Below are 26,388 nucleotides of genomic sequence, written 5' to 3'. Positions count from 1 at the left end.
GGGACTTCACAATGCTCGGACCAACCGCACATACCGATAGCTTCACACGGGATAAATTGCCCCCGTTTGCAGAATGGCCGGATATCAATCTGGATGGGTTTGATTATCCCGAATATCTGAATGCCGGGGTCGAACTGACCGACAAGATGGTCGAACAGGGATTTGGCGATAACACCGCCCTGATCGGCAATGGTCGTCAGCGGACCTATAAGGAACTGGCAGACTGGACCAACCGGATCGCCCATGCATTGGCTGAGGATTACGGTGTCAAACCCGGCAACCGCATCCTGATCCGGTCGGCCAACAACCCCGCAATGGTGGCTTGCTGGCTGGCCGCGACCAAGGCCGGGGCGGTTGTGGTCAATACCATGCCGATGCTGCGAGCCGGCGAGTTGGGCCAGATCGTCGACAAGGCCGAGGTCGAATTTGCCCTGTGTGACACGCGCCTGATGGATGAACTGGTGGCGTGCGCCAAGGACAGCAAGTTCCTTAAAAAGGTGATCGGCTTTGATGGTACGGCCAATCATGATGCGGAGCTTGATCGCATTGCGCTGACCAAATCGGTCAAGTTCGAAGCGGTCAAGACCGGGCGCGATGATGTTGCCTTGTTGGGTTTTACATCGGGCACCACGGGCAGCCCCAAGGCGACCATGCATTTCCATCGGGATCTTTTGATCATTGCTGATGGTTATGCCAAGGAAGTGCTGAATGTCACCCCTGATGACGTGTTTGTCGGCTCCCCGCCGCTGGCCTTTACGTTCGGGCTTGGCGGGCTTGCGATCTTTCCGCTGCGGTTCGGGGCGACGGCGACCTTGCTTGAAAAGGCATCGCCACCCAACATGATCGAAATTATCGAAACCTATAAGGCAACGGTCTGCTTTACTGCACCGACTGCGTATCGGGTGATGTTATCAGCAATGGAAGATGGTGCTGATCTGTCATCACTGCGCGCCGCCGTGTCGGCCGGTGAAACACTGCCGGCCCCGGTCTATGAAGCGTGGATGGCAAAAACCGGTAAGCCGATGCTTGATGGCATCGGTGCGACCGAGATGCTTCATATCTTTATTTCCAACCGGTTCGGCGACAGCCACCCGGCCTGCACGGGGCGTCCGGTCACCGGATACGAGGCCAAGATCGTCGATGATAAAATGAACGAAGTGCCGGTCGGAACCGTCGGGCGCCTTGCGGTGCGCGGACCCACGGGATGCCGTTATCTGGATGACGTGCGTCAAAGCGTCTATGTCCGCGATGGCTGGAACCTGACGGGGGATGCGTTCTTTGTTGATGAAGACGGCTACTATCATTTCGCGGCACGCAACGACGATATGATTGTGTCGTCGGGCTACAACATCGCCGGGCCAGAGGTCGAGGCTGCCTTGCTGGCGCATGCGTCGGTGGCGGAATGTGCGGTTGTTGGCGCGTCCGACGAGGAACGCGGAATGATCGTTCAGGCGCATATTGTCCTGGCAGAAGGGTTCGACCCAACGCCCGAGATGGCCAAAGCGCTTCAGGATCATGTAAAAGCGACCATCGCGCCGTTTAAATATCCGCGCTCCGTCGTCTTTATCGAGGCGTTGCCAAAAACCGCGACTGGAAAAATCCAGCGCTTCAGACTGAAACAGGAACCGTCTGCATGACCGACTTTGCCGCCACCAAATCCCTGTTTCATATCCCGGAAGGTGTGATTTACCTTGATGGGAACTCGCTTGGTGTGCTGCCGAAAACGGCGGCCAACCGCGCCAAGGAGATGATCGAACAGGAATGGGGGGAAATGCTGATCCGTGGCTGGAACGATGCCAAATGGATGGAGCAACCCGAACGTGTCGGCAATCTTGTCGCACGTTTGATCGGGGCAGCACCCGGTACTGTGGTGATGGGTGATACCCTGTCGATCAAGGTTTATCAGGCACTCGCAAGTGCGCTTGAAATGCGCCCGGATCGCAAGGTAATCGTTTCTGATAATGGCAACTTCCCGACCGATCTTTACATGGCTGACGGCCTGATAAAGTCGCTTGATCGTGGTCATGTGTTGAAAACACCGAACCCCGAAGATGTCGAAAGCCTGATCAACGAGGATCTGGCGGTGCTGATGCTGACCCAGGTGGATTACCGCACCGGGCGAATGCATGATATGAAACGCCTTACCGATCTGGCGCATGCCGCTGGTGCGTTGGTGATCTGGGATTTGGCGCATTCGGCCGGGGCTGTGCCGGTTGATCTGGCAGGCTGCAATGCCGATTTCGCTGTGGGCTGTACGTACAAGTATCTCAATGGTGGTCCCGGTGCGCCGGCCTTTATCTATGTCCGCCCGGATCATGCCAAAACTGCCCGTCCGGCGCTTTCGGGCTGGTTGGGGCACGCCGCACCCTTTGCCTTTGATCCCGACTATACCCCGGCAGCGGATGTATCGCGGATGCGTGTCGGCACACCGCCGGTTATTCAGATGACCGTGTTGGAAGAAGCCATGAAGGCATGGGACGGCGTTGATATGGCCGATATTCGCAAACGCAGCATCGAGCTGTGCGAACAATTCATCGCCGGGGGCGAGGCAAATTGTCCGATGCTGGAACTGGCAAGCCCGCGCAATCCCGAAGAACGTGGATCGCAGGTGTCGTTCAAGTTTGATCAGGGCTATGCCGTCATGCAGGCCTTGATTGCGCGTGGTGTGATTGGTGACTTCCGCGCACCGGATGTGATCCGCTTTGGCTTTACCCCGCTTTATATCGACAAGGGTGATGTTGATGGTGCGGTGAAGATTTTGGCTGAAATCATGGAAACCCGCGCTTGGGACAAGCCGGAATTCCACAAACGCAATGCGGTGACCTGAGATGGCAAAGCAGACCTCGCCATATGATCCCAGCACCGAGGGGGCTCGCACGGATTTCTCCGATCAGATGTCCTATGGGGATTATCTGTCGCTTGATGCAATCCTGACAGCGCAGCATCCACAATCGGATGCCCATGATGAAATGCTTTTCATCATTCAGCACCAGACATCCGAACTTTGGATGAAGCTTGCCATTCGCGAAATCAGTGCGGCGCGCAAGGCGATCCACGGTGGTGATCTGCGCCCGGCGTTCAAGATGCTGGCGCGTGTGTCGCGTATTTTCGAACAGCTGAACAATGCCTGGGATGTCCTGCGCACCATGACGCCAAGCGATTATACGACGTTTCGCGATGCACTTGGCCCGTCATCGGGGTTCCAGTCCTATCAGTATCGCCTGATCGAATTCATGCTGGGCAATCGCAACCATGCGATGTTGCGCCCGCATGCGCACCGCGAAGACATCACCGAAATGCTGAAGGCAGAGCTGGCAACACCCAGCCTTTATGACGAAGCCCTTCGCTTGCTGAACGCAGAAGACGGGATTGAGGTGCCAGCGGACGTTCTGAACCGTGATGTGTCGGCACCCTATGCGGCTGATGATGCGGTGATCGCCGCCTGGCAAAAGGTTTACAGCGATCCGGGTAAATACTGGTCGCTTTATGAATTGGCGGAAAAGCTGGTCGATTTCGAAGACTATTTCCGGCGATGGCGCTTTAACCATGTCACGACGGTCGAACGCGTGATCGGGTTCAAGCGTGGCACTGGCGGCACGGGAGGCGTCAGTTACCTGAAGAAAATGTTGGAAGTAGAACTGTTTCCGGAACTCTGGCGGGTTAGAACCGCGCTTTGAGGATGGACGGACCGGATGCAAATACTGCAAAATCAGGGGCAGGCATCAGGTTCACTAAAACCGTGACGCATAAAGACATAAATGTTGCGGGATCAACGTGTTGCTAAATGAAAAATTGTATAAACACGGAGGCTTAAATGAAGGGTATTAAGACAACCATCGCAGCAGCAGCTGCTTTGCTTGCAGCCGGAGCTGCGCAGGCAGAGCCGGTCAAGGTGGGGATGATCACCACACTTTCTGGCGGTGGTGCAGGGCTTGGTATTGATGCACGTGACGGCTTCATGCTTGCTGTCAAACAGGCAAACAATCCCGATCTTGAAGTCGTTATCGAAGACGATCAGCGCAAACCGGATATCGCGGTTCAGCTGGCCGATAAAATGATCCAGCAGGACAAGGTTGATGTTCTGACCGGTATCATCTGGTCGAACCTTGCGATGGCGGTTGTGCCGTCTGCGGTTGCTCAGGACAAGTTCTATCTTTCGGTTAACGCGGCACCGTCGCAGCTGGCAGGCAAGGGCTGCAACAAGAACTATTTCAGCGTTTCCTATCAGAACGACAACCTGCACGAAGCAGCCGGTGGCTATGCATCAAGTGCCGGTTATAACAGTGCATTCATCCTTGCCCCGAACTATCCGGCAGGCAAAGATTCCCTGTCGGGCTTCAAACGTTTCTTCCTCGGTGACATCACCGACGAAGTTTACACCAAGCTTGGTCAGACCGATTATGCTGCCGAAATCGCACAGATCCGTGCATCGGGTGCAGAAAGCGTCTTCTTCTTCCTGCCGGGCGGCATGGGTATTGCCTTCATGAAGCAGTATGCCCAGTCCGGTGTTGATATCCCGCTGATCGGTCCGGCCTTCTCGATGGATCAGGGTATTCTTGGTGCGGTTGGCGATGATGCGCTTGGCTTCAAGAACACCTCGAACTGGTCAAAAGACATCGACAACGCCACCAACAAGGCGTTCGTTGAAACGTTCCAGGCTGAATACGGTCGTCTGCCGTCGCTTTATGCGTCTTATGGCTTTGACACCGCGAACCTTCTGTTGTCAGCCATGGACAAGGCAAGCGTCTCGGATGCTGATGCATTCCGTGATGCGCTGCGTGCAGCTGACTTCAACTCGGTACGTGGCAAGTTCATCTTTGGCCCGAACCAGCATCCGATCCAGGACATCTATGTCCGTGAAGTCGTCAAAGAAGGCGATGTGCTGACCAACAAGATCATTGGTACGGCGCTGACGGATCACTCTGACGCCTATGCGTCGGAATGCTCGATGTAATAAAGAGCTGACAAGAGGCCGGGGGCCGGTTTCGATTTTGTAATCGGCCCCTAGGGTCCAAACTCATTCACATGACCGATCCGGCAACTGATATGAGAGAAAAAGCTAGGAAAATCCCGCAGAGCGGGGTGATCCCCGGTCAAGGGATTTGACGCAGAGGCTTTCTCTCATATCAGTTGTCCTTCGGATCACCCGGATTTGCACGGGCTATTTTGTCGCAAAATCTTGAAAGATATTAATCTTCCTGCGATTTTGCTCCGCATATCCGCACAAATCCGGGAGACCGGACCGATTATGTGAATGAGTTTGGACCCTACACCTTGTGACGGAGTTTCCAATAATGTTTTCTCTTTTTCTGGAGCAGCTGTTAAACGGCCTTCAGTCCGGGGTGATGCTGTTTTTGATGGCATCGGGGCTGACGCTGGTTTTCGGTGTGATGGGCCTGATTAATCTTGCCCATGGCTCCCTTTATATGATCGGTGCGTTTGCCTGTGCGGCTGTGGCTGCATGGACCGGGTCTTTCTGGCTGGGGCTTGTCGCCAGTTTGATGGCGGCTGCTATTGCCGGTGCACTGGTCGAAATGTTGATTATCCGCCGTCTTTATAACCGTGATCACCTTGATCAGGTTCTGGCGACTTTTGCGCTTATTTTGATTTTTTCCGAAGGCACCCGCTGGATTTTCGGATCCTTCCCGCTGTTTTTAAGCGTGCCTGATTTCCTGACCGGCACTGTTATCCTGCCGGGCGGATCGCAATATCCGCTTTTCCGTTTGGCCATTATTGTTGCCGGGCTTGCTGTTGCGGTCGGTTTGTTCCTGTTGATCGGCAAAACCCGTCTTGGCATCCGCATCCGTGCGGGCGAGGCGGACCGTGGCATGATCGCGGCCCTTGGTGTCGATATTGATCGTCTTTACACCATCGTCTTTGCCCTTGGGGCTGCGTTGGCCGGGCTTGCCGGTGCCTTTGTCGGCACGACCCAGTCGGTTCAGGTTGGCATGGGTGAACCGGTTCTTATTCTGGCCTTTGTCGTGATCGTCATTGGCGGCATCGGCTCCATTAAGGGGGCATTGGTCGGCTCCTTGCTGGTTGGGTTTACCGACACGATGGGGCGTTTTCTGTTGCCGCATGCGTTTGCGACCTTCCTTGATCCGTCAAGTGCCACGGCGATTGGCTCGGCACTGGCATCCATGTTGATTTATATCGTGATGGCGCTGGTTCTGTTCCTGCGGCCAAGCGGTCTGTTCGGGGCGACTTCCTGATGACCATGAACCGCGAGTTTCTGATTAATTCCATCCTTGCGATTGCGCTGATCGCCGTTCCGCTGATCGCGCTTGGCATGGATGAACCATTCATCATCACCCTTGCCACCAAGGTCGCGATCTTTGCAATGGCCGGTGTCGGGCTGAACCTTGTGCTGGGCTATGGCGGACTTGTGTCGTTCGGGCATGCCGCGTTCTTCGGTATTGGCGGTTATGCGGCCGGTATCCTTGCCAGCCATGCGCTGAACTATGAACCGATCATGGAAAGCCCGTTCCTGATCGAAGGCACAACCCAGATGATCGTCATCTGGATTGTCGCCCTTGTGGTGTCGGCACTTGTTGCACTGGTGATCGGGGCGATTACGCTGCGCACCAGCGGGGTCTATTTCATCATGATCACGCTGGCCTTTGCGCAGATGATCTATTACTTCGCGATCTCCTGGCCGGCCTATGGCGGGGAAGACGGCTTGTCGATCTATGTGCGCAATGGTTTCCCGGGGATCAACACCCTTGATCCGATCAGCTTCTTTGCCCTTTGTGCCGTTATGCTGGCGATTGCGATGGTATTTTCGGCCGTTCTGATCCGCTCGCGCTTCGGTCTTGCCCTTCAGGGGGCGCGTCAGAACCCGCAACGCATGACGGCGGTTGGTATTGCACCGTTTCGCATTCGTCTGGTTGCCTTTGTGATTTCGGCGATGATCACCGCCCTTGCCGGTGCGCTTTATGCCGATCTCAACAGGTTTGTCAGCCCGACCATGTTGTCTTGGCATATGTCAGGTGAAATCATGGTGTTTGTCATTCTGGGCGGGGTCGGGCGTTTGTTTGGTCCGCTTGCCGGTGCGGCACTTTACATCATTCTGGAACACCTTCTGGGCGGTGTTTGGGAATTCTGGCAGTTGCCGTTGGGTGTCCTGCTGCTTCTGGTCGTGCTGTTTGCGCGCGGTGGACTTGTCGGTGTTCTGGCGGGGGAGCGTAAACATGCCTGATGCCATTCTTTCGCTTTCCGATGTCACCAAGCAGTTCGGGTCGCTTTTGGCCAGTGACAGTGTCACGCTTGATCTGCGGCCGGGCGAAATTCACGCCCTGATCGGTCCGAACGGGGCAGGTAAATCGACCCTGATCAAACAGATCGCGGGCGAGATCAAATCTGACCGCGGCGATATCCATTTCAACGGTCAGAACATCAACGCGCTTGATGCGGTGGCACGATCCCGCATGGGGCTGGCCCGAACGTTTCAGGTGTCCTCTTTGATGCCGGAATTTTCGGTCCTGCAAAACGTCACGCTGGCGCGCCAGTCGGTCAGCGGCAAAGTGTTCCGCTTCTTTAAACCGGTGCTGGGCGACAAGTCGCTGGTCGAACCGGCCATGGCACAGCTTGAACGGGTTGGCTTGGCGGACCGGGCGCAAATGCGTGCCGCTGATATCTCGCATGGGGAACGTCGCCAGCTCGAAATGGCCGTCGCCCTTGCCCTGGAGCCCAAGGCGTTTCTGTTGGATGAACCGATGGCCGGTATGGGGCCGGAGGGTTCCAAACGTCTTACCGGGTTCCTTGATGGTTTGCGCGGACAGGCACCGATCCTTCTGGTCGAACATGACATGGATGCGGTCTTTGCGCTGGCAGACCGGATTTCAGTTCTGGTCTATGGCCGGATCATTGCCACCGGCACAGTGGACGAAATCCGCGGCAATGATGATGTCAAACGTGCCTATCTCGGGGAGGAAGCCTGATATGACTGCACTTCTCGAACTTAGTGGCGTCACCGCGTTTTATGGCGCATCACAGGCTCTGTTTGGCATTGATTTATCCCTCAACGAAGGCGAGGCCGTCGCCCTTATGGGCCGTAACGGCATGGGCAAGACGACAACGATCAAAACAATCGTTCGCATGATGGAACATCGTGATGGTTCGATCCGCTTTGCCGGGCAGGATCTGGCAAAGATGCCATCGCACAAGGCGGCCCGCCTTGGTCTTGGTCTGGTGCCCGAAGGACGCCGGTGCTTTGCCCAGTTGAGCGTAACCGAAAACCTGATTGCTGCCGCCCGTCCTGGTGAATGGGATTTTGACCGGGTGGCGGGACTATTCCCGCGTCTTGCCGAACGCCGTGATCAAAAGGCCATGACCCTCTCGGGCGGTGAACAACAGATGCTGGCAATTGGCCGTGCCTTGATGACCAACCCGCGTTTGCTGATCCTCGATGAAGCAACCGAGGGACTGGCACCCGTCGTGCGTCAGGAAATCTGGGCTGCGATCAATCAGCTTAAACAATCGGGTCTGACGATCCTTGTGGTCGACAAGTCGCTGAAGGAACTTTCGGGTGTCGCGGACCGCTATGTGATTGTTGAAAAGGGCATCACGGCCTGGAGTGGGGCGGTGAATGAGCTGACCGACGATCTGGCTGACCGGTATCTGGGGGTCTGATATGGCGGCATTCACCTATACTCAGAAAGTCATGTTTCAACATTGCGATCCGGCGGGGATTGTTTTCTATCCCCGCTATTTCGAGATGGTGAATGCCACGGTCGAGGAATGGTTTGATCAGGACATCGGGTTCGGGTTTCCGACCATGCATGGTCCGATGAAGGTTGCCGTTCCGACAGCAGCGCTCAGTGTCGCGTTTACCGCGCCAAGCAAACTTGGCGATGTTTTGGAATTTTGTCTGATCCCGACCCGGATCGGACGTTCCAGTTTAGAGCTGGAAATCACCGCACGATCAGGTGCCGAGCAACGCCTGAAAACAACGGTCACCCTAGTCTTTACGAAACACGGGGCCGGAAAGTCAGTGGCATGGCCAGATGATTTGCGTGCCAAAATCGAAAAAGAAATCAATCAAGTGGTAGAAAACAATGCATAAAATCATTCAGCCTGACGGATGGAAACAGCCCAAGGGATATGCCAACGGCGTTTTGGCCGATGGTGCCCGACTTTACATCGGTGGCCAGATTGGCTGGAACGAAGATCAGGTCTTTGTTGCCAAGGATTTTGTCGGCCAGATGGAACAGGCGCTTAAAAACATTGTCGCCGTTCTTGAAGCCGCGGGCGGCAAGCCCGAACACATTGCCCGCCTGACCTGGTATGTCACGGATAAAAAGGAATATCTCGCCCATCAGCGCGAAGTCGGGCAGGCCTATCAACGCGTTCTTGGTAAGCATTTCCCGGCGATGACCATGGTTGTGGTCAAGGAACTTGTCGAAGACGAAGCACTGGTCGAGATCGAGGCAACCGCCGCCATTCCGTCCTGATCAGGCATCAGGACATGACGGAACAAAAAAGGGCAGCACATCGCGTGCTGCCCTTTTTGTTGATCAGGTTGCCGAAGGGTAATTTTTAATTGCCTTCCGGGGCACTCGTTCCGAGGTTCTCTGGCGAGAAGATGTTGTTGCCAAACGGGCTTGGTGCCGATGCCCCGCCTTCATCACCGCCAAGCGGGCCAAGGTTGGGCATTGTCGGGGCTGGCACAGCCTGTTGTGGTGTGTTGATCGATTGCTGTTCCATCAACTGTTGTTGCAGGGCGCGCTTTTCTTCAAGGACTTGCGCCGTGCAGACACTGGAATCATGGTTCTGGATAAACAGAACCGCGGCAAGTGTCAGAACACCCAAAATCACGGCAACCGTTCCCGGATGGGTCGCGATCCTCAAAGCCGGACGTTCGGCAATCACATGGGCCCAGCCCTTGGTGTAATAGCGATTGCGGCATTCATAAATGATCGCCCCGATGAGCGTGATGGCAATAATGATCACCGCCACGGCCGAGATTGATGGATCAAGTCCATACCGCACCTTCGATGACAGAACGGTGGTGAAGGTGCTGCTTGAAACAATCGTAAACACGGTGGTGTTGTAGTTTTCAAGCGATGCCAGAAACGCAAGAACCGTGGCCGAGCCAATCGCCGGTGCCATGAACGGCAAAAGCACTTTGACAAACGCCTGCGTTGGCGTCGCCCCCATATCGAGGGCCGCCTCGGTAAGCGTGGTGTCAAACCGCTGGATACGTGACAGGAACACCAGCATCGAATAAGCGGCGATGAAGGTCACCTGACCAAAGATGGTCAGAAACGTCCCATCATAAAAGAAGCTTTCATACGGTGCATTGAAAAGGGTGCCGATCCTGTCCCAGAAAATCAGGGTCGAAAGACCGATGACAACGCCGGGTACGAGAATGGGTGCAATGAAGATCGTATAAAGGGCTGCGCGTAATTTCGGACCAACCTGTGACAGCGTGATTGCGGCTGCCAGACCAATTGGAATGGCAACACAGACAACGCCCACCCCGATCAAAAGCGAATTACCAAGCCCGGAAAGAAGCTTGTCATCGCTGGCAAGCTTGCCAAACCAGTCGGTGGTAAAACACTCCCACGGTGATACACGCGGGAAGGTCGACGAGTTGAACGCAGTGATCACCATAATGATCAACGGTCCGAACAAATAGGCAAAGAACAGGGTCAAATACAGACCGGGGATCAATGCAGTCGGGGATCTCATCTTCATTGTTTGATCTCCCCGATCGATACCTTGAACAGGCGCATCACCAGCAACACAAGCGCGATACAGACAATCAGCAGAACCATCGCATAAGCCGATCCGCGCGGCCAGTTGCCGCCAGAGTTAAACCATTGATAGACCAGCTGCGTGAACCACAGGTTCGATGGGCCTCCTAAAATCTGCGGTGCGGCAAGTGCGCCGGATGTCAGCATGAAGACCATGGTCATGCCCGATGCAATGCCCGGCTTGGCATAGGGAATGACAACCTTGGCATGGACCTGCCACCAGTTGGCCCCCATGTCACGCGCGGCTTCGATCTGGTTGCGATCAAGGCTTTCAATCGCGTTATAAAGCGGAAAGATCATCAAAAGGATGTAGGCATAAGCCAAACCGGCATAAAGCGCGACATCCTGACGGATAAAGTCAATCGGCGTATCCCAAAGTCCAAGCCCCATGCCGGTTTCATTGATGACACCCGTGGCGCCAAACAGAATACGAAATGCAAAGGCACGCAGGATTTCGTTGATCCAATAAGGCACGATAAGCGCCAGTACCAGCAAGCGCGCCTTGGCACCGGTCGATGACTTTGCCAGTACAAAGGCCACCGGATAACAGATGATCAAATCGAAAACTGTGACAAACACGGCCGCAAGCAGCGTTTTGAACAGGATGCCGATATCTAGGGTGTTTATCCCGTCCGATGCCCCGCTTCCCTGGAAGAAATATCGATATTGCTCAAGGGTATAAACGTCTTCTGGGCCGCCAATTTTGGCCGGTGGCAGGTTAAATCGGAACGAGTAATCCAGCATGGTCAGTTGCGGCAGGATGATCAGAATGAACACCCAAAGACTGACCGCAAGCATCAGATAGATCGAGACTGCCATCCCGTTGCGTCTGACAAGGTCGTAAAAAAGATCACGCATGATACGTCCCCCCTTACGCGCTGGCCAATTCGCCCGGTTTGAGCGCAATGCCCATTTCCGGTGCGAAATCGAGTTTGACCGGGGCACTGGCATCAATCGCATTGGTGCCATCATTGATCAGCGAAAGCTTCAGGTCCGTGCCACTCGCATTCATCACGATATGGCGCATATTGCCTTCGAACTCTTCGGTGACGAAGTTGGTTTCGAACTGATTAATTGCACTATCGTCTTTCGAAAGCCGAAGGGCTTCCGGGCGCACGAACAGATGGCAGGCATCCCCGGGCGCAAGGGCGGGGCCGCCCGCCGGATGGTTTTCGACCGTAAAGGGGGTGCCAAGACCGGCATCGATTTTCATCACCTTGCCGTCATTGGACAAAACCGTGCCATCAAGCACATTGTTTTCACCGACAAATGACGCGACAAAGCTTGTCGTCGGGTGATCATAGACCGCCTTGCCATCTCCGATCTGTTCGATCTTGCCCTTGTTCATTACTGCAATGCGGTCTGACATGGTCAGTGCCTCACCCTGATCGTGGGTGATGTAGATAAAGGTCAGGCCGACCTGTTTTTGAATTGCGCGCAGTTCGGTGCGCATGTGTTGACGCAGTTTAAGATCAAGGGCCGAAAGCGGTTCATCAAGAAGCAGGATATCTGGTTCAACCGCAAGGGCGCGGGCAATCGCCACACGTTGTTTCTGACCACCGGAAAGTTCGCTGACTTTTTTGTCACCCTGACCGGGCAGGGCAATCAGTTCAAGCAACTCATCGGCACGTTTGCGCCGGGTTTTCTTGTCGACACCACGTACTTCCAGCGGGAAGGCGATGTTATCAGCGACCGAACGCAACGGAAAAAGCGCAAGGTTTTGGAAAATAAGGGCGGTGGGACGTTTATTCGGGCCAACGCCACGCATGTCCTGACCACCGATTTTGACCTTGCCGCGTGTCGGTTCCTGAAAACCGGAAATACAGCGCAGAAGCGTTGTCTTGCCACAGCCCGATGGGCCGAGGAATGAAAAGAACTCGCCACCCGCGATGTTCAGATTTGCTTTATGGACAGCGGTGAATTCGCCGAACTCTACCCAGACATGCTCAAGCGAAATTTCTTTGGTCATAGAACTGACAACCCCCTGAAAACGTCAAAGCCCGTTCGCCCGCAAACACAGGCGACACCGGAATTATTGTTGTTTGAAATGGATCGGCCCTAGGATCATGTCCCTAGAAACCCAAAAAGGGCGACACGCGCAAAGTCGTGCCGCCCCAAAGATCGGAATCAGGCGCTTTCGAAGCGGTTCACATATTCGGTACGCATGTCGGCATACCACTGCGGTTCGGACGGCCACGGGTTGAGGTTGGCCAATGCTTCGCCCGGATAGGCATCGGCAAAGTTCTTGGCATAGGCTTCGCCTGCGAACTTGTCGGCACCCAGAACCGGGGAGTTGTAACCGTGATGGTCAATTGCCTCACCTGCCAGTTCCGGCATGTAGGCATATTTGATGAACTCATAAGCCTGTTCGATGTTCTCGGCACCGGTCGGCAGGGCAAGGCCGTCGACCCATGCCAGCGCACCTTCTTTCGGCGCACGGTACATGACAGGTTCACCAGCCGTTTTAAGCGCAAGCGGCGGGCCATCCCAGGTCTGACCAACGATGACGCCTTCGTTCAGAAGACCGTTCTTCTGGGTATCGGCATCGTTCCAGATCAGTTTGATGTTGCCTTTACGCGCGATGCACCATTCGGTGATCTTTTCCCAGACCGGGCGCATTTCCTCTTCGGAGGTGTAGGCCTTCCAGACCGAACCCGGGGCCAGTTCGCCCGTGGTTTCCATGTAAAGACCGGCACCCAGCATCATGGAATGCGCACGGCCCATGGTTTTGCCGGCATTGGCTTCGGACCAGACATCGCCATAGGACGGGAACATGCCGTCTGGCTGGAACATATCGGTACGCCACGCCATGCCTTCGGTGCCCCAGATATGTGGCAACCAATAGGTGGAGCCGACCTCAAACGCCCAATCGGTGCTGCCGATCTTGGCCATTGCCGGGTTCACCGCCTCAATGGCAACTTTGGACATGTCAAACGGCTGAAGCAGTTCCAGTGCCTTCCACTGAAGGGCACGGTTGTTGGTCGGCGATACGATATCAAAGCCACGACCTTTGGAAGCCTTCATCTTGTTGATGATTTCCTCGTTCGAGCCGATGCCGGTGTAATTCACCTTGATCCCCGTTGCATCGGTAAACGATTTGAGGAACGTCTCTGGCAGATAATCAGACCACATCAGAATGTTGATTTCGCCAGAGGATGCGAGTGCTTTTCTGCTGATAATTGCAGGCATTGCAAGTGCCGAACCGGCGGCAAGCGAACCTTTAAGAAGTGTGCGCCGGTTAAGTTTCGGGCCGGAAGTGAACTTGGTCATCCGTATGTCTCCTGATAGCCGGGATTTTTCCCTTATGTGCGGCGCACCATGCGCCTCCCTGGTGGACATAACTTCCCTGAACCGACCGCATTATGATCGCGGTTCTTGTTCCTGCTTTATCGCATTGACAAAATGGTATATCTGCCGGTTACTCTAGTAATAGAGCCACAAGGCAAAAACTATGGTGCCACGCCGGTTAACGTGCTGCAGTGCCGAATAAAAGGGGCATAACCGATGCTCGACATTCGACTTGAGGATCCGGCAATTGCCGGTCAAACCCTGCAGCAACAGCTGCATCAGGGCCTCGTCGATGCGATTCTTGAAGGTCGGTTGCCATCGCATGAACCCTTGCCATCGACCCGCGATCTGGCATCGGCCCTTAAGGTATCGCGCAATACGGTGGTGCTGGTTTATCAACGCCTGCTCGATGATGGATACCTGACAGCTGTCTGGCGGCGCGGGCATTTCGTTAATGAGCAATATATTCGCCAGCAACTGCGCCTGAGTGTGGATACGCGAACCGCTTCGCTGTTTACCAAGGAACGCGATCCTGATTTGTGGCGACGCCATTTGCAGTTCCGCCCGACCGAGGCGCGCAATATCGTCAAACCGGCCAACTGGCGCGATTTCCCCTATCCGTTCATTTACGGGCAAGTTTCACCCGACAAAACCACCATTTCGCGCTGGCGCGATTCCATGCGGCTGGCCGGGTCGCTTGCCCATTCGCAAAGCTGGGTTGGCGATCAGGTCGATATGGATGACCCGCAACTTCTTGAACAGATCATCACCCGCATTCTGCCCCATCGCGGTTTGCGCGCCCATCCGGAACAGTTGCTGATTACCATCGGCGCGCAGAACGCCCTTTTTCTGGTCGGGCAGCTTCTGGCAGGGCGGGGCAGGACAGTCGGCGTCGAAGATCCGGGCTATGTCGATGCGCGCAATATCTTTGCCTCCACGGGGGCTGAAATCTGCCCGCTTCCGATTGATAGCGAAGGTCTTGCCAACTCACCGGTGCTGTCGAAGTGCGATATGGTCTACACCACACCATCGCATCAGTGCCCGACAAGTGTCACCATGTCGCTGGATCGCCGTTTGCAGCTGGTTGAACGGGCGCGCAAGGATGACTTCATTCTGGTTGAGGATGATTACGAGCACGAACTCAACTATCTTGGTCATCAGCGCGCAGCGCTTAAAAGCTACGATAATTCCGGCCATATCATCTATATCGGCAGTCTGACCAAGCTGATGTTCCCCGGCTTGCGGATTGGTTACATCCTTGCCGACAGTGAACTGATCAAGGAATTGCGTGCGCTGCGTCGCCTGAATTACCGCCACCCATCCGCGCAGGATCAGCGCGCCATGGCTTTGTTCATCGGTGAAGGTCATCTGGACTCACACCTGCGCCGGACGCGTGATCGCCTGTCGGAAAAGTGGCAATTGATGCAAAACGAAATTTCGCGGCAATTGCCCGAATTGAACGTCACCCCGACGACGGGCGGGTCGGCGGTTTGGGTTAAGCTGCCCGAAAATATCGATGCATGGGCCGTCCATCGCGAAGCCGCCAAACGCGGCGTTCTGGTCGAACCGGGCGATGTGCACTATTGCGATCCCGACCGCGCACCGCGTGATCGTCTCAGACTTGGGTTTGCCGTGATTGAGCGCGATCAGATTGCGCCCGGCATCACTCAGTTGCGCAATGCCATCATGGCGGTGATCGCCGAAAACAGGAAAGGGACCGCCGCACAGTAAGCTGTATGGCGATCCCTGGGGACCGCTCCCCTGAGATTGATTTCTGTCCCTTGCAGGCAGATTACGTCGGTGTACCAAGAACCTTCTGAAGGATGGCAACCATATCGTCGATATCCTGTTCGGTGCTGACGAATGCCGGGGCGAAAATGATTGCATCGCCGGTGGCCTTGACATGCAGACCCTCGTCAAACAGCGCACGCTGTGCCCAGCTACCTTTTGCCCCCGGCGCATCACCCGGTGTCAACTGAATGCCTGACATCATGCCATAGCCGCGCAGATCGCTGACATGGGGCAGGTTGCGCAGACCAAACACACCATCAAGAAAATACGACGACAGGCTGTTGGCACGTTCAAACAGTTTGTCATTGGCATAGATATCAAGGGCTGCGATCCCGGCGGCACAGGCCACCGGATGGGCGGAATAGGTATAGCCATGGAAGAATTCCGGGCGATCCGCATCGCCGGCAGCCTCAAAGACAGCCGCCTGAATTTCGGCACTGGTGGCAACCGCACTCATGGGAATAGCGCCGTTGGTCAGTGCCTTGGCCATGGTGATCAGGTCCGGCTTGACTGCGAATGCCTGGGAGGCGAAAGCAGAACCTGTTCGGCCAAAACCGGTAATCACTTCGTCAAATACCAGCAGGATGCCGTATTTGTCGCAAATCGCACGAAGTTTCTCGAGATACCCTTTGGGTGGCACGATGGTGCCGATCGATCCGGCAATCGGTTCGACAAAGACTCCGGCAATGGTATCGCCGCCGTAGGTCTTGCAGATTTCTTCAAGATCATTGGCCAGATCGGCATCGGTTTCCGGCTGACCACGGGTGAATTTTTGTTCTTCGGTCCATGTGTGACGCATATGCACGACATCACAGGTAATCCCCGAAAAATCACGACGGTTATTGACCATACCGGCAAGCGACGTGCCGCCAAGGTTTACGCCATGATAACCCCATGCGCGTGACACGAACCGGGTGCGCTGGGCATTGCCGGTCGCACGGTGATAGGCCAGACACATCTTCATTGCGGTATCAACCGCCTCGGAACCCGATCCGGCAAAGAACACGCGATCAAGCCCGTCTGGCAGGATACCGGCCAGCTTTTCGGCAAATTCAAACGACACGGGGGCGGCGCGCTGAAAATGCGGTGAATAATCCAGCGTGCTGAGTTGCTTGTAAACCGCATCGGCGATTTCCGGGCGTCCATGACCGGCCGCACAGCAAAACAGACCCGACGAACCATCCAGAATTTCACGGCCTTCCGGGGTCCAGTATTTCACACCTTCTGCCTTGGCAAACATCTGCGGTTCTTCGTGAAACAGACGGTTGTTGGTGAAAGGCATCCAATGGTTGGTCATGTTCGGCTTGACGGACACGTTCATGCTGGCTCCTGTCGGCAAGAGTGTGGGCGGAAATATTATGCTGCTAGCTAAACCCGTCCCCTCTCATGGCGTTAGTGCCAGAACTCGATAATATTTAGGTCCAGATCGCCATGTGGCTCCATCAAAAGCGACGATGTGGCTCTATTGCCGACGCAATCAGTGGCGTAATTCAGGTCTGTAACAACGAGGAATTCCATGGAACTGATCTTGTCTGGCATGGTCGTCGCGGTTGCCGCCCTGTTTCGTGGCGTCACCGGATTTGGCTTCGCACTGCTGGCAGCACTTGGTCTGTCAAGCTTGCTTGCCCCGGCAACGGCAACGCCGATCATCCTGACCATTGATATTGTCCTGACCGGTTTGATCCTGCGCGATTTTGATCGAGCCAAGGTCGACTGGCGGGCCTGTTCGATCCTGCTGAGTTTTGGCCTTTTCGGCGCGGTGCTTGGCCCTTATGTCGCCTTCGCGCTGGATGATCAGACCATCCGGATTGCCACCAATCTTGCGATTGCGGTGGCGGCATTGGTTGCCATGCTGCACCATCCGCCAAAATGGATGGGACATTTTGTCATCGGGGTACTTCTGGCCTGTTCGGTCGGTATACTGATGTCGGGCTTTGCCGTTGGCGGACCATTGGTTGCAGCGTGGCTTTTGGCCGGTGGCACGCAGGATGTCCGAGTGCGCAACACGCTTGCGATCTATTTCGGTGCGGTTGATGTGCTGGGATTTATCACGCGGGCGGCTGCGGGCATGTTGCCAGATGATTTCATCGCACTTGTCTTGCCGTTGCTGGTGATTGCCATGATCGCCTATTTCCCCGGCGAGATGATCTATCGCAGCATGTCGGCAACCACTTGGCGGCGTGTTTGTGCCATCAGCCTCGTTCTTATTGCCATTATCGGTTTCGCCCAGACCATCGTGATTGGTCTGTAAGCCTCTCACCAAAACATTCAAACCACCGGAGATCCCCATGACCAAAACAGCACTCATTACCGGCGCAACTTCTGGCTTTGGCGCGGCAACGGCCCGGCGTTTTGTCAAGGAAGGCTGGAAAGTCATCGTGACCGGCAGGCGTGCCGAACGGCTTGACGCCCTTGTCGAAGAACTCGGTGGCGCATCGGTTGCCCATGCACTTTGCTTTGATATTCAGGATGCCGATGCGACCCGCAACGCAATTGACAGTCTTCCGGCGGACTTCGCCGAGATCGATCTTCTGGTCAACAATGCCGGTTTGGCGCTTGGCACCGGTCCTGCACAGGAATGCAATCTGTCAGACTGGATGACGATGATTGATACCAACACCAAGGGTCTGGTAGCCATTACCCGCATCCTGCTTGATAAACTGATCGAACGAAAAGGGGCGATTGTTAACCTGGCTTCCATCGCATCGAACTGGCCGTATCCGGGCGGGAACGTCTATGGCGCGACCAAGGCGTTCGTTCAGCAATTTTCGTTGGGTATTCGCTGTGATCTGGCGGGAACGGGCGTTCGCGTTACCTCGATCGAACCGGGGCTTTGTGAAAGCGAATTCACGCTGGTCCGCACCGGCGGTAACAAGGAAGCCTACGACAAGCTTTACAGTGGTGCCGATCCGATCCAGCCCGAAGATATCGCCGAAAGCATCTTTTGGGTGGCGAACTTGCCAGCCCATGTGAATGTCAACTCGCTGGAAGTGATGCCGGTCAGCCAAAGCTGGTCGCCATTTGCCATTCATCGCAAGCAAGCTTGATCCCATATTTTGCACATCCGTTGGTGAAGGTGGCTTCTGGATCAGAATGACTTAACCCTCACCAACGGTTTTGCTTTTCTCCTTCCGCTGAACTAAGCTTTTAAAAAAACAAAAAGCATGTTTCATCGGAGGGACATCATGAGATCGACCGTTCTGGGCGCGTCCGATGGGGCAGCGCCGCCTGTTGGCAATGACGCAGGTGATAACGGGCCCGGCCCGGAATTTGGCCCATGGCTTGAAAAGGCATCCATTCTGATTGTTGATGACGAGCCGGGCATGCGCAATTTCCTTGTCCGTACCCTTGGTCCTCGGGCCAAGCAGGTCGAAGAGGCCGCCGACTGCGAAGAAGCCACAGCCCTTCTTGATCAGCACCATTTTGATGTCGTGATCCTTGATAACATCATGCCCGGAAAAAGCGGGGTGGAGTGGCTGACCGAACAGCGCGAGATCGGCTTTTTTTCGGACGCCATCCTGATGACAGCCTATGCCGATCTGGATACCGCGATCAAAGCGCTGCGTGCCGGTGCGGTTGACTTTGTCCTGAAACCATTTCGATCCAACCAGATTTTAAACGCGGTGGCGCGGTGTCTGGATCGCATGCGGTTGCGGCGTGAAAACCACGTGCTGCGCCATGAATTGCGTGCGACATCAGATCACGTTCTGTTGCGTGACAAGCTGATTGGCTATTCGCCGCAAATTCAGGAAATCCGCGAAAAGATTGCCCGTGTGGCACCACTGCCGACCTCCATTCTGATTTCTGGTGAAAGTGGGACAGGCAAGGAAGTCACTGCACGTTCGTTGCATGCGCTGTCGGATCGCGCCGAAAAGCCGTTCGTCCCAATTAACTGTGCCGCCATTCCGTCCGAAATGATTGAGGCTGAATTGTTCGGCCACGTCAAAGGCGCCTTTACTGGTGCCCAGTCGGCGCGTGATGGACTGTTCATGCATGCGCAGGGTGGCACCCTGTTTCTTGATGAAGTCGGTGAATTGTCGCTGGCCACCCAGAGCAAGCTTTTGCGTGCCATCGAAAGTCGCCGTGTGCGCCCGGTGGGATCAGAACGCGAAGCCCCGGTTGATCTGCGCTTTATCTTTGCGACCAATGCCGATCTTGAGGCCGAAGTCGAAGCCGGTCGGTTCCGGGCCGATCTGTTTTACCGCATCAATGTCATGCATATAGAAATGCCCCCGCTTGCGGCGCGCGGCGATGATGTCCTTGAGCTGGCAGAGCTTTTCATGACCAAACTGTCCAAGCAGCTTGGCGTGCGTGAAGTGTCCATGGATGCCGCGGTGCGGGCTGGTCTGACGCGTTATGAGTGGCCCGGCAATGTGCGCGAATTGCGCAATCTGATTGAACGGACCCTGATCCTTGGCAAGTTCCCGGACGAGTTCCGCGATGAACGTGCCGATCAGGGTTCACAGGCGGATGGCGATGAAACCCTGGACGAGATGGAGCGCCGTCACATTCTGGCGATGCTGCACAAGACGAATGGCAATCGCAATGAGGCCGCCCGACGATTAGGTGTGTCGCGCAAGACGATTGATCGCAAATGCGCAAGCTGGGAACAGGAATGACCGAGGCGTCCTCGCGGAGCACGGCCACGGCTCCCGCCAAAAGAACACGTTCTGTTCGTTTCAAATTGCTGGCGATTGCGCTTTTGCCAACGCTTGTGATCCTGCCTTTGTTATTGGGCGTGATGATGGTGCGTTGGAACACCAAGTTCGACGCTCTTCTGACTTCCAAGGTCAGTGGCGATCTGACAATTGCCCATCAGTATTTTACCCATATTCTTGAAAATACCGGTGAACAAATCGAGGCTCTTGGGCAATCAGTTGCCTTTCGCGATGTGTTACGTGACGGAAATGAAGCTGAATTTGACCGCCTGCTTGCGGAACGGCAACGCGCACTCGGCCTTGATTTCCTCTATCTGCTCCCCGCTGGGGCTGGCGAAAACGTGGGCCAAGGGGGCTGGCCGGTCATAGACAGTGCATATGACGGGCAGTCTTCAACCAGCATCGATATTTTCAGTGGTGCTGATCTGAAAGCCATTTCACCTGAATTGGCGGAACGGGCACGGCTTGATCTGATTGAAACGCCCAATGCGGTGCCAACAACACGCGATGCGGAAACGCGGGGTATGGTTGTCCATTCGGCAAGTCATGTCGAGCTTCCGACAGGCGAAAACGCTGCACTGGTGGGCGGTATTTTGCTCAATCAGAATTTGGGTTTCATCGATACGATCAACGATCTTGTCTATCGGCAAAGCAGTCTGCCCGAGGGCAGTCAGGGCACCGCGACGCTTTTCCTTGATGATGTGCGTGTGAGCACCAATGTCCGCTTGTTTGCGGATCGTCGTGCACTGGGTACGCGGGTCTCAAGTGTGGTGCGCAAAACCGTGCTGGAAGATGGCAAGGTTTGGCTTGATCGGGCCTTTGTCGTTAATGACTGGTACATCTCGGCCTACGAGCCGATCAAGGACAGCTATGGCAAACGCGTCGGCATGCTTTATGTCGGGTTCCTCGAAGCACCGTTTGCCCAGACCAAATATGAAAGCCTGTTGATTCTGATCGGGGCTTTCCTGTTTGTTACCGCCCTGTCGGTACCGATCTTCCTGCGTTGGGCGCGGGGGATTTTCAAACCACTGGAACGCATGACCCGTACCATCCGGCGCGTGGAAAGTGGCGATTTGTCTGCCCGCACCAATATTGATCAGGTACAGGATGAAATCACACTTGTGGCCGATCATCTGGATGATCTGCTTGATCAGGTTCAGGAACGCGATAAACGTCTGCGCGCCTGGAATGACCAGCTTAATGCACGGGTCGATGCCCGCACCAGCGAATTGCAAGAAGCCAACCGCGCCCTTGAAGCCACCACCAAGCAGTTGATCATGTCCGAAAAGCTTGCGGCGATTGGTGAAATCACGGCAGGTGTGGCCCATGAAATCAACAATCCCGTTGCGGTACTTCAGGGGAATCTTGATGTCTTGCGCGATCTGTTGGGCGAGCATGCCAAACTTGGCGATACCGAGTTCCGTTTGATTGATGAACAGGTCAATCGCATCAACCTGATCGTGACCAAACTCCTGCAATTCGCCAAGCCTGAGGAATATGCAGGCTTTGTCGAACGCCATAGCGTTGCCGAAGTGATTGACGATTGCATACCACTGGTCGCCCATTTGCTCAGCCGCGCTGATATCGAAGTCGTGCGCGAACATCATTCAACACGCCTGATTCTGATGAACCGGACCGAATTGCAACAGGTTCTGGTCAATCTGATGGTCAATGCCCTGCATGCCATGTCTGAGCGCGGGACGTTGACCCTGACCGATATTGATCAAGACCGCGATGGCGTGCCGGGCATTCTGATCACGGTGCGCGACACCGGATCGGGTATGGATGCCGAGGTGCTGAACCGCATCTTTGATCCGTTCTATACCACGAAACAGCGCGAAGGGACGGGGCTTGGTCTGTCGATTACCAAGACCCTGGTTGATCGACAGGGGGGCGGGCTTGACGTGGAAAGCAAGCCCGGAAAGGGCACCGCATTCATGATCTGGCTGCCGGAGGCGGACTAGGGGCAGGCTGGCGTCAAGGCCGATTAGTTTATTGGGCTTTTTGACATGTCAGCGCGCAGCCATTCCTTTTTCAGAATGGCATACACAAAAGTGTTTTCGTATTTCGGTGTGCCGTCGGGGTTGTTAACAAACGAAATGAACTCCTCAAAGCAAGCCTCTTTGCGCATGCCAAGTTTTTCGCACAGCTTCTGCGATTTGAAATTGTTGTCCTCGACATAGGCATAAAGCCTTCTTGCGCCGCGCTGTGTAAACAGATGGTCAAACAAGGCTTGTGCGCTTTCACTGGCATATCCCTTACCTTCAACCTTTTCATTGAAGTTCCACCCCACAGAATAGGTATCGGGTTGTTCGGCACCATCTTGATGAAGCAACAGTTCACCAATCAAGGTTCCTGTCTCTTTCAGGCATACCGCAAGACAAGTTTTGTCTTTTGCACGTTTCCGGGCCTTGTCCTTCGCTTGTTCCAGCGTTGTGACCTTGTCATCGATAAAGCAGTTTACGCGCGGGTTCGAAATGTAGTCGAACAGTTCTGCGGCATCAGCTTCAACAAAGGGTCTGATGATCAATCTGTCTGTGATGATGTCGCTCATATGCGTCCTTCGCGGGTAAGCGGATGGTAACAGGCTCATCGCCCTGTCTTACTAAAGCGTTACGCGCAATGAAAAGGGTTATCGCAGGATGATTTTTCAATCCCCCACAATCCTGTCCAAACCCGGAACGCGCGTTGTGGGGCATCGCATTGAAATTGCTGCGGTTGCGAGTGGACATTTTGTCCATTTGCACGTTATGCGCGAAAAAATATATGGACATTTTGTCCATGCGTGTGCGCTGCAACAGTCCATTTCAGTTTGGAAGACTGACAGAAAACGGCGCTTGTTATGCAATGGCATGGCGATTGCGATGTTGAGAGTTCCGGATTTAACCGTGTTTGCCCTGCACCATGACCAATTGTGCGACGGGGAAGGGCAAGGAAAATCCAAAGACCGGGAGGAACATCGCTATGTTTGACAAGCTCAAAAAAGAACACATCGTCGCTGGTGACGATTTCAATCGCTGGAAAGTGCCACCAGCATCCATTGCAATTCATTTGTGTATTGGTTCCGTCTATGCCTGGAGCATCTTCAACCCGCCACTGATCAAGGAATTTGGCGTGGTCAGCGCAAGCTCCGGCGACTGGGGCCTGCAATCCGTTGTCTGGATTTTCTCTGTTGCCATTGTCTTTCTTGGCCTTGCCGCAGCATTTGGCGGCAAATGGCTTGAAGAAGTCGGCCCGCGCATGGTTGGTGTCGTTGCCGCCTTTTGCTGGGGTGGTGGTTTCATCATCGGTGGCCTTGGCATCATGACCCATCAGCTTTGGCTGGTGTATCTCGGCTATGGCGCGCTTGGCGGCTGTGGTCTTGGTCTTGGCTATGTATCGCCGGTATCAACGCTTATTCGCTGGTTCCCGGACCGTCGTGGTATGGCGACCGGCATGGCGATCATGGGCTTTGGCGGCGGTGCAATGATCGCAACCCCGATCAAGGAAGGCCTGCTGTCCGCGTTCTACAAGGTGCCGGAATATCTTGGCCCGGAAAGTGCCGTAAACCTCGTCACCGAGGGTGGCAAACGCATGGCCGAAGTTGGCGGCCAGATGGTCGAAGTCGTGGTTGCCGGTGCCGCACAGGTTGCCGCGGCACCGGTGCCGATCGAAGAGGGTGTTTATGTTGCCGGAACCGGTAATACCGGGGCGGCTGCGACCTTCTTTACCTTGGGCGTTGCCTATTTCATCGTCATGATCATCGCGTCGTTTTCGTATCGTGTGCCACGCGAAGGCTGGCTTCCGGCCGGTTGGACACCGCCGACTGCGGATACTGCGTCCAAACGCATGATCACGCACGCGAATGTTCACATTGATCAGGCACTTAAAACCCCGCAATTCTATCTGCTGTGGATTGTGCTGTGCTTTAACGTCACGGCGGGCATCGGGGTGATTGGCGTTGCCAAGACCATGATGACGGAAATCTTTGGCACGACCTTGCCGTTTATCGTGAACTCCGCCTTTGCGGCGACCTATGTGTTCATGATTTCGGTCTTTAACATGTGCGGTCGGTTCTTCTGGGCGTCGATGTCTGATTATATCGGGCGCAAGAACACCTATTACTGCTTCTTCATTCTGGGCATTGTTCTCTATCTGTCGATCCCGTTTGCCGCAGAACAGGTCAGCATCAACCCGGCTGTGACATGGCTTGTCATGTTCTACGGCGCAACCATGATCATCTTCACGATGTATGGCGGTGGCTTTGCAACCATTCCGGCCTATCTTGCCGACATCTTTGGCACCAAATATGTCGGTGGCATCCATGGTCGTCTTCTGACTGCATGGAGCACGGCCGGTGTTCTTGGTCCGCTTGCCATCACCCAGTTGCGTCAGGCCTCGGTCACCAGTTCGATCAAGGATCTGGCCTCAAAGGTCGATCCGGCCGCCTTCCAGGAAAAGTTCGGTGCCGGTATTGCCCAGCTTGATCAACTGGTCGCGGCCAAAACGGTGACCATCGGGCGTCTGATGGAAATCGCACCGGCAGGCACGGTCGATCCGACCTCAAGCCTCTATAACACCACCATGTATGCCATGGCGGCTTTGCTTGCGATTGCATTGGTCGCCAACAAGCTGGTCAGCCCGATCCATGAGAAGCATCACATGGAAACGCAGCAAGCTGGCGGAAGCGAGGCCCCGTCCAAGGCCTAACCTGACCAAGGGTGCTGGCCAACATACGGATGTCCAGCGCCCGTTTTGCCGGTTCCACTTTCCGGCAAAACCGGGCATGAGTGGGACATCATGCCAAAGCGTCAGGGGCAGATCCGGGCTCTGTTCATCCGGCCCGGATCTGCGTTCTGTTGCAGGAATAACCTTTATGCCCGAAGGGGTAATCGGTTATCCTGCAACCAGAACTCTTCCCTGCGACGTAGAGTGTTCAGTCAACAATAACGCGACCCGAAAACAGGATCGCGATCACCGCCATAAAAAGCATCCGCCTTGCGATGCCGGATACGCCATGATTGATAAACTCGAAATGTTTATGGTTCTCGCCCGCGAGCAGCATTTTGGACATGCTGCCGAAGAATGCGGCGTGACGCAGCCAACCCTTTCAAGCGCCCTTCGCCAGCTTGAAGATCATCTTGGCGTCGTGCTGGTCAAACGCGGATCGCGTTATCAGGGCCTGACGCCAGAAGGCGAACGGGTTCTGGAATGGGCGCGCCATATTGTGGGCAGCACCCGATCCATGCGTGATGAAATGCGCGCCATGCGGTTCGGTTTGACCGGACAGGTGCAAATTGCTGTTATCCCGACCGCCCTTGCGATGGTGCATGAATTGACCACGCCATTTCGCGAAAAGCATCCCGATGTCAGCTTTGCCATCCTGTCGCGAACCTCGGCCGAAATTCAGGCATTGTTTGATGATCTTCGTATCGATGCCGGGATTACCTATCTTGATAATGAACCCTTGGGGCGGGTCACGTCCATACCGCTCTATCGCGAACGTTATCAGTTGGTGACCTCAAACATCGATGATCTGGCCGGGAAGGAAACGATCACTTGGCGCGAAGCTGCCAAATTGCCGTTGTGTCTTCTGACACCGGATATGCAGAACCGCCGCATTATTGATCAGCATCTTGATGCCGCTGGGGCAAAGGTTAGCGCGACGCTTGAAAGTGATTCGATGATTGCGCTGTTTACCCACGTTCAGACCGGCAACTGGGCCAGCATCATGCCTGAAAAAATGGTCGAAAGTTTTGGCATGCGTGATCGGGTAAAATCGATCCCGATTATTGAACCGGATGCCACCCACACGGTTGGCTTGATCGCGGCAAAACGCGAACCTGCGACCCCTGTGGTTTCAGCACTTTTGAAAGAAGCCGCCCGGATTTCGGAGCTTCAAACCGCTTGATAGG

Annotated in this window: 24 protein-coding genes; 18 read left to right on the top strand and 6 right to left on the bottom strand. The window is 55.0% G+C overall.

The features are described 5' to 3' along the window. The first annotated feature begins 11 nt into the window (after positions 1-11). The 10 genes from FHI25_RS19505 (at position 12) to FHI25_RS19460 (ending at position 9,452) form a co-directional block, all read left to right on the top strand. On the top strand, positions 12-1,637 hold the full coding sequence (locus tag FHI25_RS19505; protein ID WP_210520651.1) for an AMP-binding protein: 1,626 nt from the start codon (positions 12-14) through the stop codon (positions 1,635-1,637). Further along, entirely contained in the window at positions 1,634-2,827 is a 1,194-nt protein-coding gene (gene kynU, locus FHI25_RS19500) for a kynureninase (RefSeq protein ID WP_210520649.1), read from the top strand. The genes FHI25_RS19505 and kynU overlap by 4 nt, the downstream gene beginning before the upstream one ends. Position 2,828: 1 nt before the next feature. Continuing rightward, entirely contained in the window at positions 2,829-3,677 is an 849-nt protein-coding gene (gene kynA, locus FHI25_RS19495; protein WP_210520647.1) for a tryptophan 2,3-dioxygenase, read from the top strand. Between the two features lie 137 nt (positions 3,678-3,814). Beyond that, on the top strand, positions 3,815-4,954 hold the full coding sequence (locus FHI25_RS19490) for an ABC transporter substrate-binding protein (protein WP_120225345.1): 1,140 nt from the start codon (positions 3,815-3,817) through the stop codon (positions 4,952-4,954). A gap of 340 nt (positions 4,955-5,294) precedes the next feature. Continuing rightward, the gene (locus FHI25_RS19485; RefSeq protein WP_008891972.1) at positions 5,295-6,212 is read left to right on the top strand and encodes a branched-chain amino acid ABC transporter permease; all 918 of its coding nucleotides are present in this window, start codon (positions 5,295-5,297) and stop codon (positions 6,210-6,212) included. Next, positions 6,212-7,198, top strand: coding sequence for a branched-chain amino acid ABC transporter permease (locus FHI25_RS19480; protein ID WP_210520631.1), 987 nt, complete (start codon positions 6,212-6,214; stop codon positions 7,196-7,198). Before FHI25_RS19485 ends, FHI25_RS19480 begins: the two co-directional genes overlap by 1 nt. After that, positions 7,191-7,940 (top strand): ABC transporter ATP-binding protein, encoded by a 750-nt coding sequence (locus FHI25_RS19475; protein WP_210520623.1) that lies wholly within the window; start codon positions 7,191-7,193, stop codon positions 7,938-7,940. Before FHI25_RS19480 ends, FHI25_RS19475 begins: the two co-directional genes overlap by 8 nt. Position 7,941: 1 nt before the next feature. Further along, positions 7,942-8,631: an ABC transporter ATP-binding protein gene (locus FHI25_RS19470; RefSeq protein ID WP_210520620.1), complete on the top strand. Its 690-nt coding sequence runs from the start codon at positions 7,942-7,944 to the stop codon at positions 8,629-8,631. A 1-nt stretch (position 8,632) separates the two neighbouring features. Continuing rightward, a complete protein-coding gene (locus FHI25_RS19465) occupies positions 8,633-9,064 on the top strand; it encodes a thioesterase family protein (protein WP_210520618.1) in 432 nt (143 codons plus the stop codon). Then, positions 9,057-9,452 (top strand): RidA family protein, encoded by a 396-nt coding sequence (locus tag FHI25_RS19460; RefSeq protein WP_063090420.1) that lies wholly within the window; start codon positions 9,057-9,059, stop codon positions 9,450-9,452. The genes FHI25_RS19465 and FHI25_RS19460 overlap by 8 nt, the downstream gene beginning before the upstream one ends. An 85-nt stretch (positions 9,453-9,537) precedes the next feature. Here the strand turns inward: FHI25_RS19460 and FHI25_RS19455 are convergent, their stop codons facing one another. The 4 genes from FHI25_RS19455 to FHI25_RS19440 all read right to left on the bottom strand — a co-directional run bounded on the left by FHI25_RS19455 (position 9,538) and on the right by FHI25_RS19440 (position 14,027). Beyond that, positions 9,538-10,698, bottom strand: a complete 1,161-nt coding sequence (locus FHI25_RS19455) for an ABC transporter permease (RefSeq protein ID WP_210520616.1) — start codon at positions 10,696-10,698, stop codon at positions 9,538-9,540. Then, on the bottom strand, positions 10,695-11,615 hold the full coding sequence (locus tag FHI25_RS19450) for an ABC transporter permease (protein WP_008891979.1): 921 nt from the start codon (positions 11,613-11,615) through the stop codon (positions 10,695-10,697). Before FHI25_RS19450 ends, FHI25_RS19455 begins: the two co-directional genes overlap by 4 nt. A gap of 13 nt (positions 11,616-11,628) precedes the next feature. Beyond that, positions 11,629-12,726, bottom strand: a complete 1,098-nt coding sequence (locus tag FHI25_RS19445) for an ABC transporter ATP-binding protein (protein ID WP_210520613.1) — start codon at positions 12,724-12,726, stop codon at positions 11,629-11,631. A 158-nt stretch (positions 12,727-12,884) separates the two neighbouring features. Continuing rightward, positions 12,885-14,027: a substrate-binding domain-containing protein gene (locus FHI25_RS19440; RefSeq protein WP_210520611.1), complete on the bottom strand. Its 1,143-nt coding sequence runs from the start codon at positions 14,025-14,027 to the stop codon at positions 12,885-12,887. A 234-nt stretch (positions 14,028-14,261) separates the two neighbouring features. Between FHI25_RS19440 and FHI25_RS19435 the strand changes: the two genes are divergently transcribed. Then, positions 14,262-15,776, top strand: coding sequence for a PLP-dependent aminotransferase family protein (locus FHI25_RS19435; protein WP_210520608.1), 1,515 nt, complete (start codon positions 14,262-14,264; stop codon positions 15,774-15,776). 61 nt (positions 15,777-15,837) lie between these two features. Here FHI25_RS19435 and FHI25_RS19430 read toward each other — a convergent pair whose 3' ends face one another. Beyond that, positions 15,838-17,157 carry an aminotransferase class III-fold pyridoxal phosphate-dependent enzyme gene (locus FHI25_RS19430; protein WP_210520606.1) on the bottom strand — a complete coding sequence of 440 codons (1,320 nt, stop codon included), beginning with the start codon at positions 17,155-17,157 and terminating at the stop codon, positions 15,838-15,840. A 195-nt stretch (positions 17,158-17,352) separates the two neighbouring features. On the opposite strand from FHI25_RS19430, the gene FHI25_RS19425 reads away from it, so the two are divergent. From FHI25_RS19425 to FHI25_RS19410, 4 genes are all read left to right on the top strand, one after another. Beyond that, a complete protein-coding gene (locus FHI25_RS19425) occupies positions 17,353-18,087 on the top strand; it encodes a TSUP family transporter (RefSeq protein ID WP_210520603.1) in 735 nt (244 codons plus the stop codon). Positions 18,088-18,124: 37 nt separating this feature from the next. After that, positions 18,125-18,883: an SDR family oxidoreductase gene (locus FHI25_RS19420; RefSeq protein WP_210520594.1), complete on the top strand. Its 759-nt coding sequence runs from the start codon at positions 18,125-18,127 to the stop codon at positions 18,881-18,883. Between the two features lie 138 nt (positions 18,884-19,021). Further along, on the top strand, positions 19,022-20,455 hold the full coding sequence (locus FHI25_RS19415; RefSeq protein ID WP_210520592.1) for a sigma-54 dependent transcriptional regulator: 1,434 nt from the start codon (positions 19,022-19,024) through the stop codon (positions 20,453-20,455). Continuing rightward, entirely contained in the window at positions 20,452-22,458 is a 2,007-nt protein-coding gene (locus tag FHI25_RS19410) for a HAMP domain-containing sensor histidine kinase (protein ID WP_210520591.1), read from the top strand. Before FHI25_RS19415 ends, FHI25_RS19410 begins: the two co-directional genes overlap by 4 nt. A gap of 23 nt (positions 22,459-22,481) precedes the next feature. Here the strand turns inward: FHI25_RS19410 and FHI25_RS19405 are convergent, their stop codons facing one another. Next, positions 22,482-23,087 (bottom strand): GNAT family protein, encoded by a 606-nt coding sequence (locus tag FHI25_RS19405; protein WP_349238037.1) that lies wholly within the window; start codon positions 23,085-23,087, stop codon positions 22,482-22,484. Positions 23,088-23,136: 49 nt separating this feature from the next. Between FHI25_RS19405 and FHI25_RS19400 the strand changes: the two genes are divergently transcribed. The 3 genes from FHI25_RS19400 (at position 23,137) to FHI25_RS19390 (ending at position 26,384) form a co-directional block, all read left to right on the top strand. Beyond that, entirely contained in the window at positions 23,137-23,466 is a 330-nt protein-coding gene (locus FHI25_RS19400; protein ID WP_210520589.1) for a hypothetical protein, read from the top strand. Next, a complete protein-coding gene (locus FHI25_RS19395; RefSeq protein ID WP_210520587.1) occupies positions 23,459-25,183 on the top strand; it encodes an OFA family MFS transporter in 1,725 nt (574 codons plus the stop codon). The genes FHI25_RS19400 and FHI25_RS19395 overlap by 8 nt, the downstream gene beginning before the upstream one ends. A gap of 307 nt (positions 25,184-25,490) precedes the next feature. Next, a complete protein-coding gene (locus FHI25_RS19390) occupies positions 25,491-26,384 on the top strand; it encodes a LysR family transcriptional regulator (RefSeq protein WP_210520585.1) in 894 nt (297 codons plus the stop codon). Positions 26,385-26,388: the final 4 nt, after the last annotated feature.

The organism is Thalassospira sp. ER-Se-21-Dark, from assembly GCF_017922435.1.
Taxonomy (GTDB): domain Bacteria; phylum Pseudomonadota; class Alphaproteobacteria; order Rhodospirillales; family Thalassospiraceae; genus Thalassospira.
The sequence above is the reverse complement of the archived record's forward strand: the minus strand, read 5'-3'. Positions and strand labels throughout refer to the sequence as shown.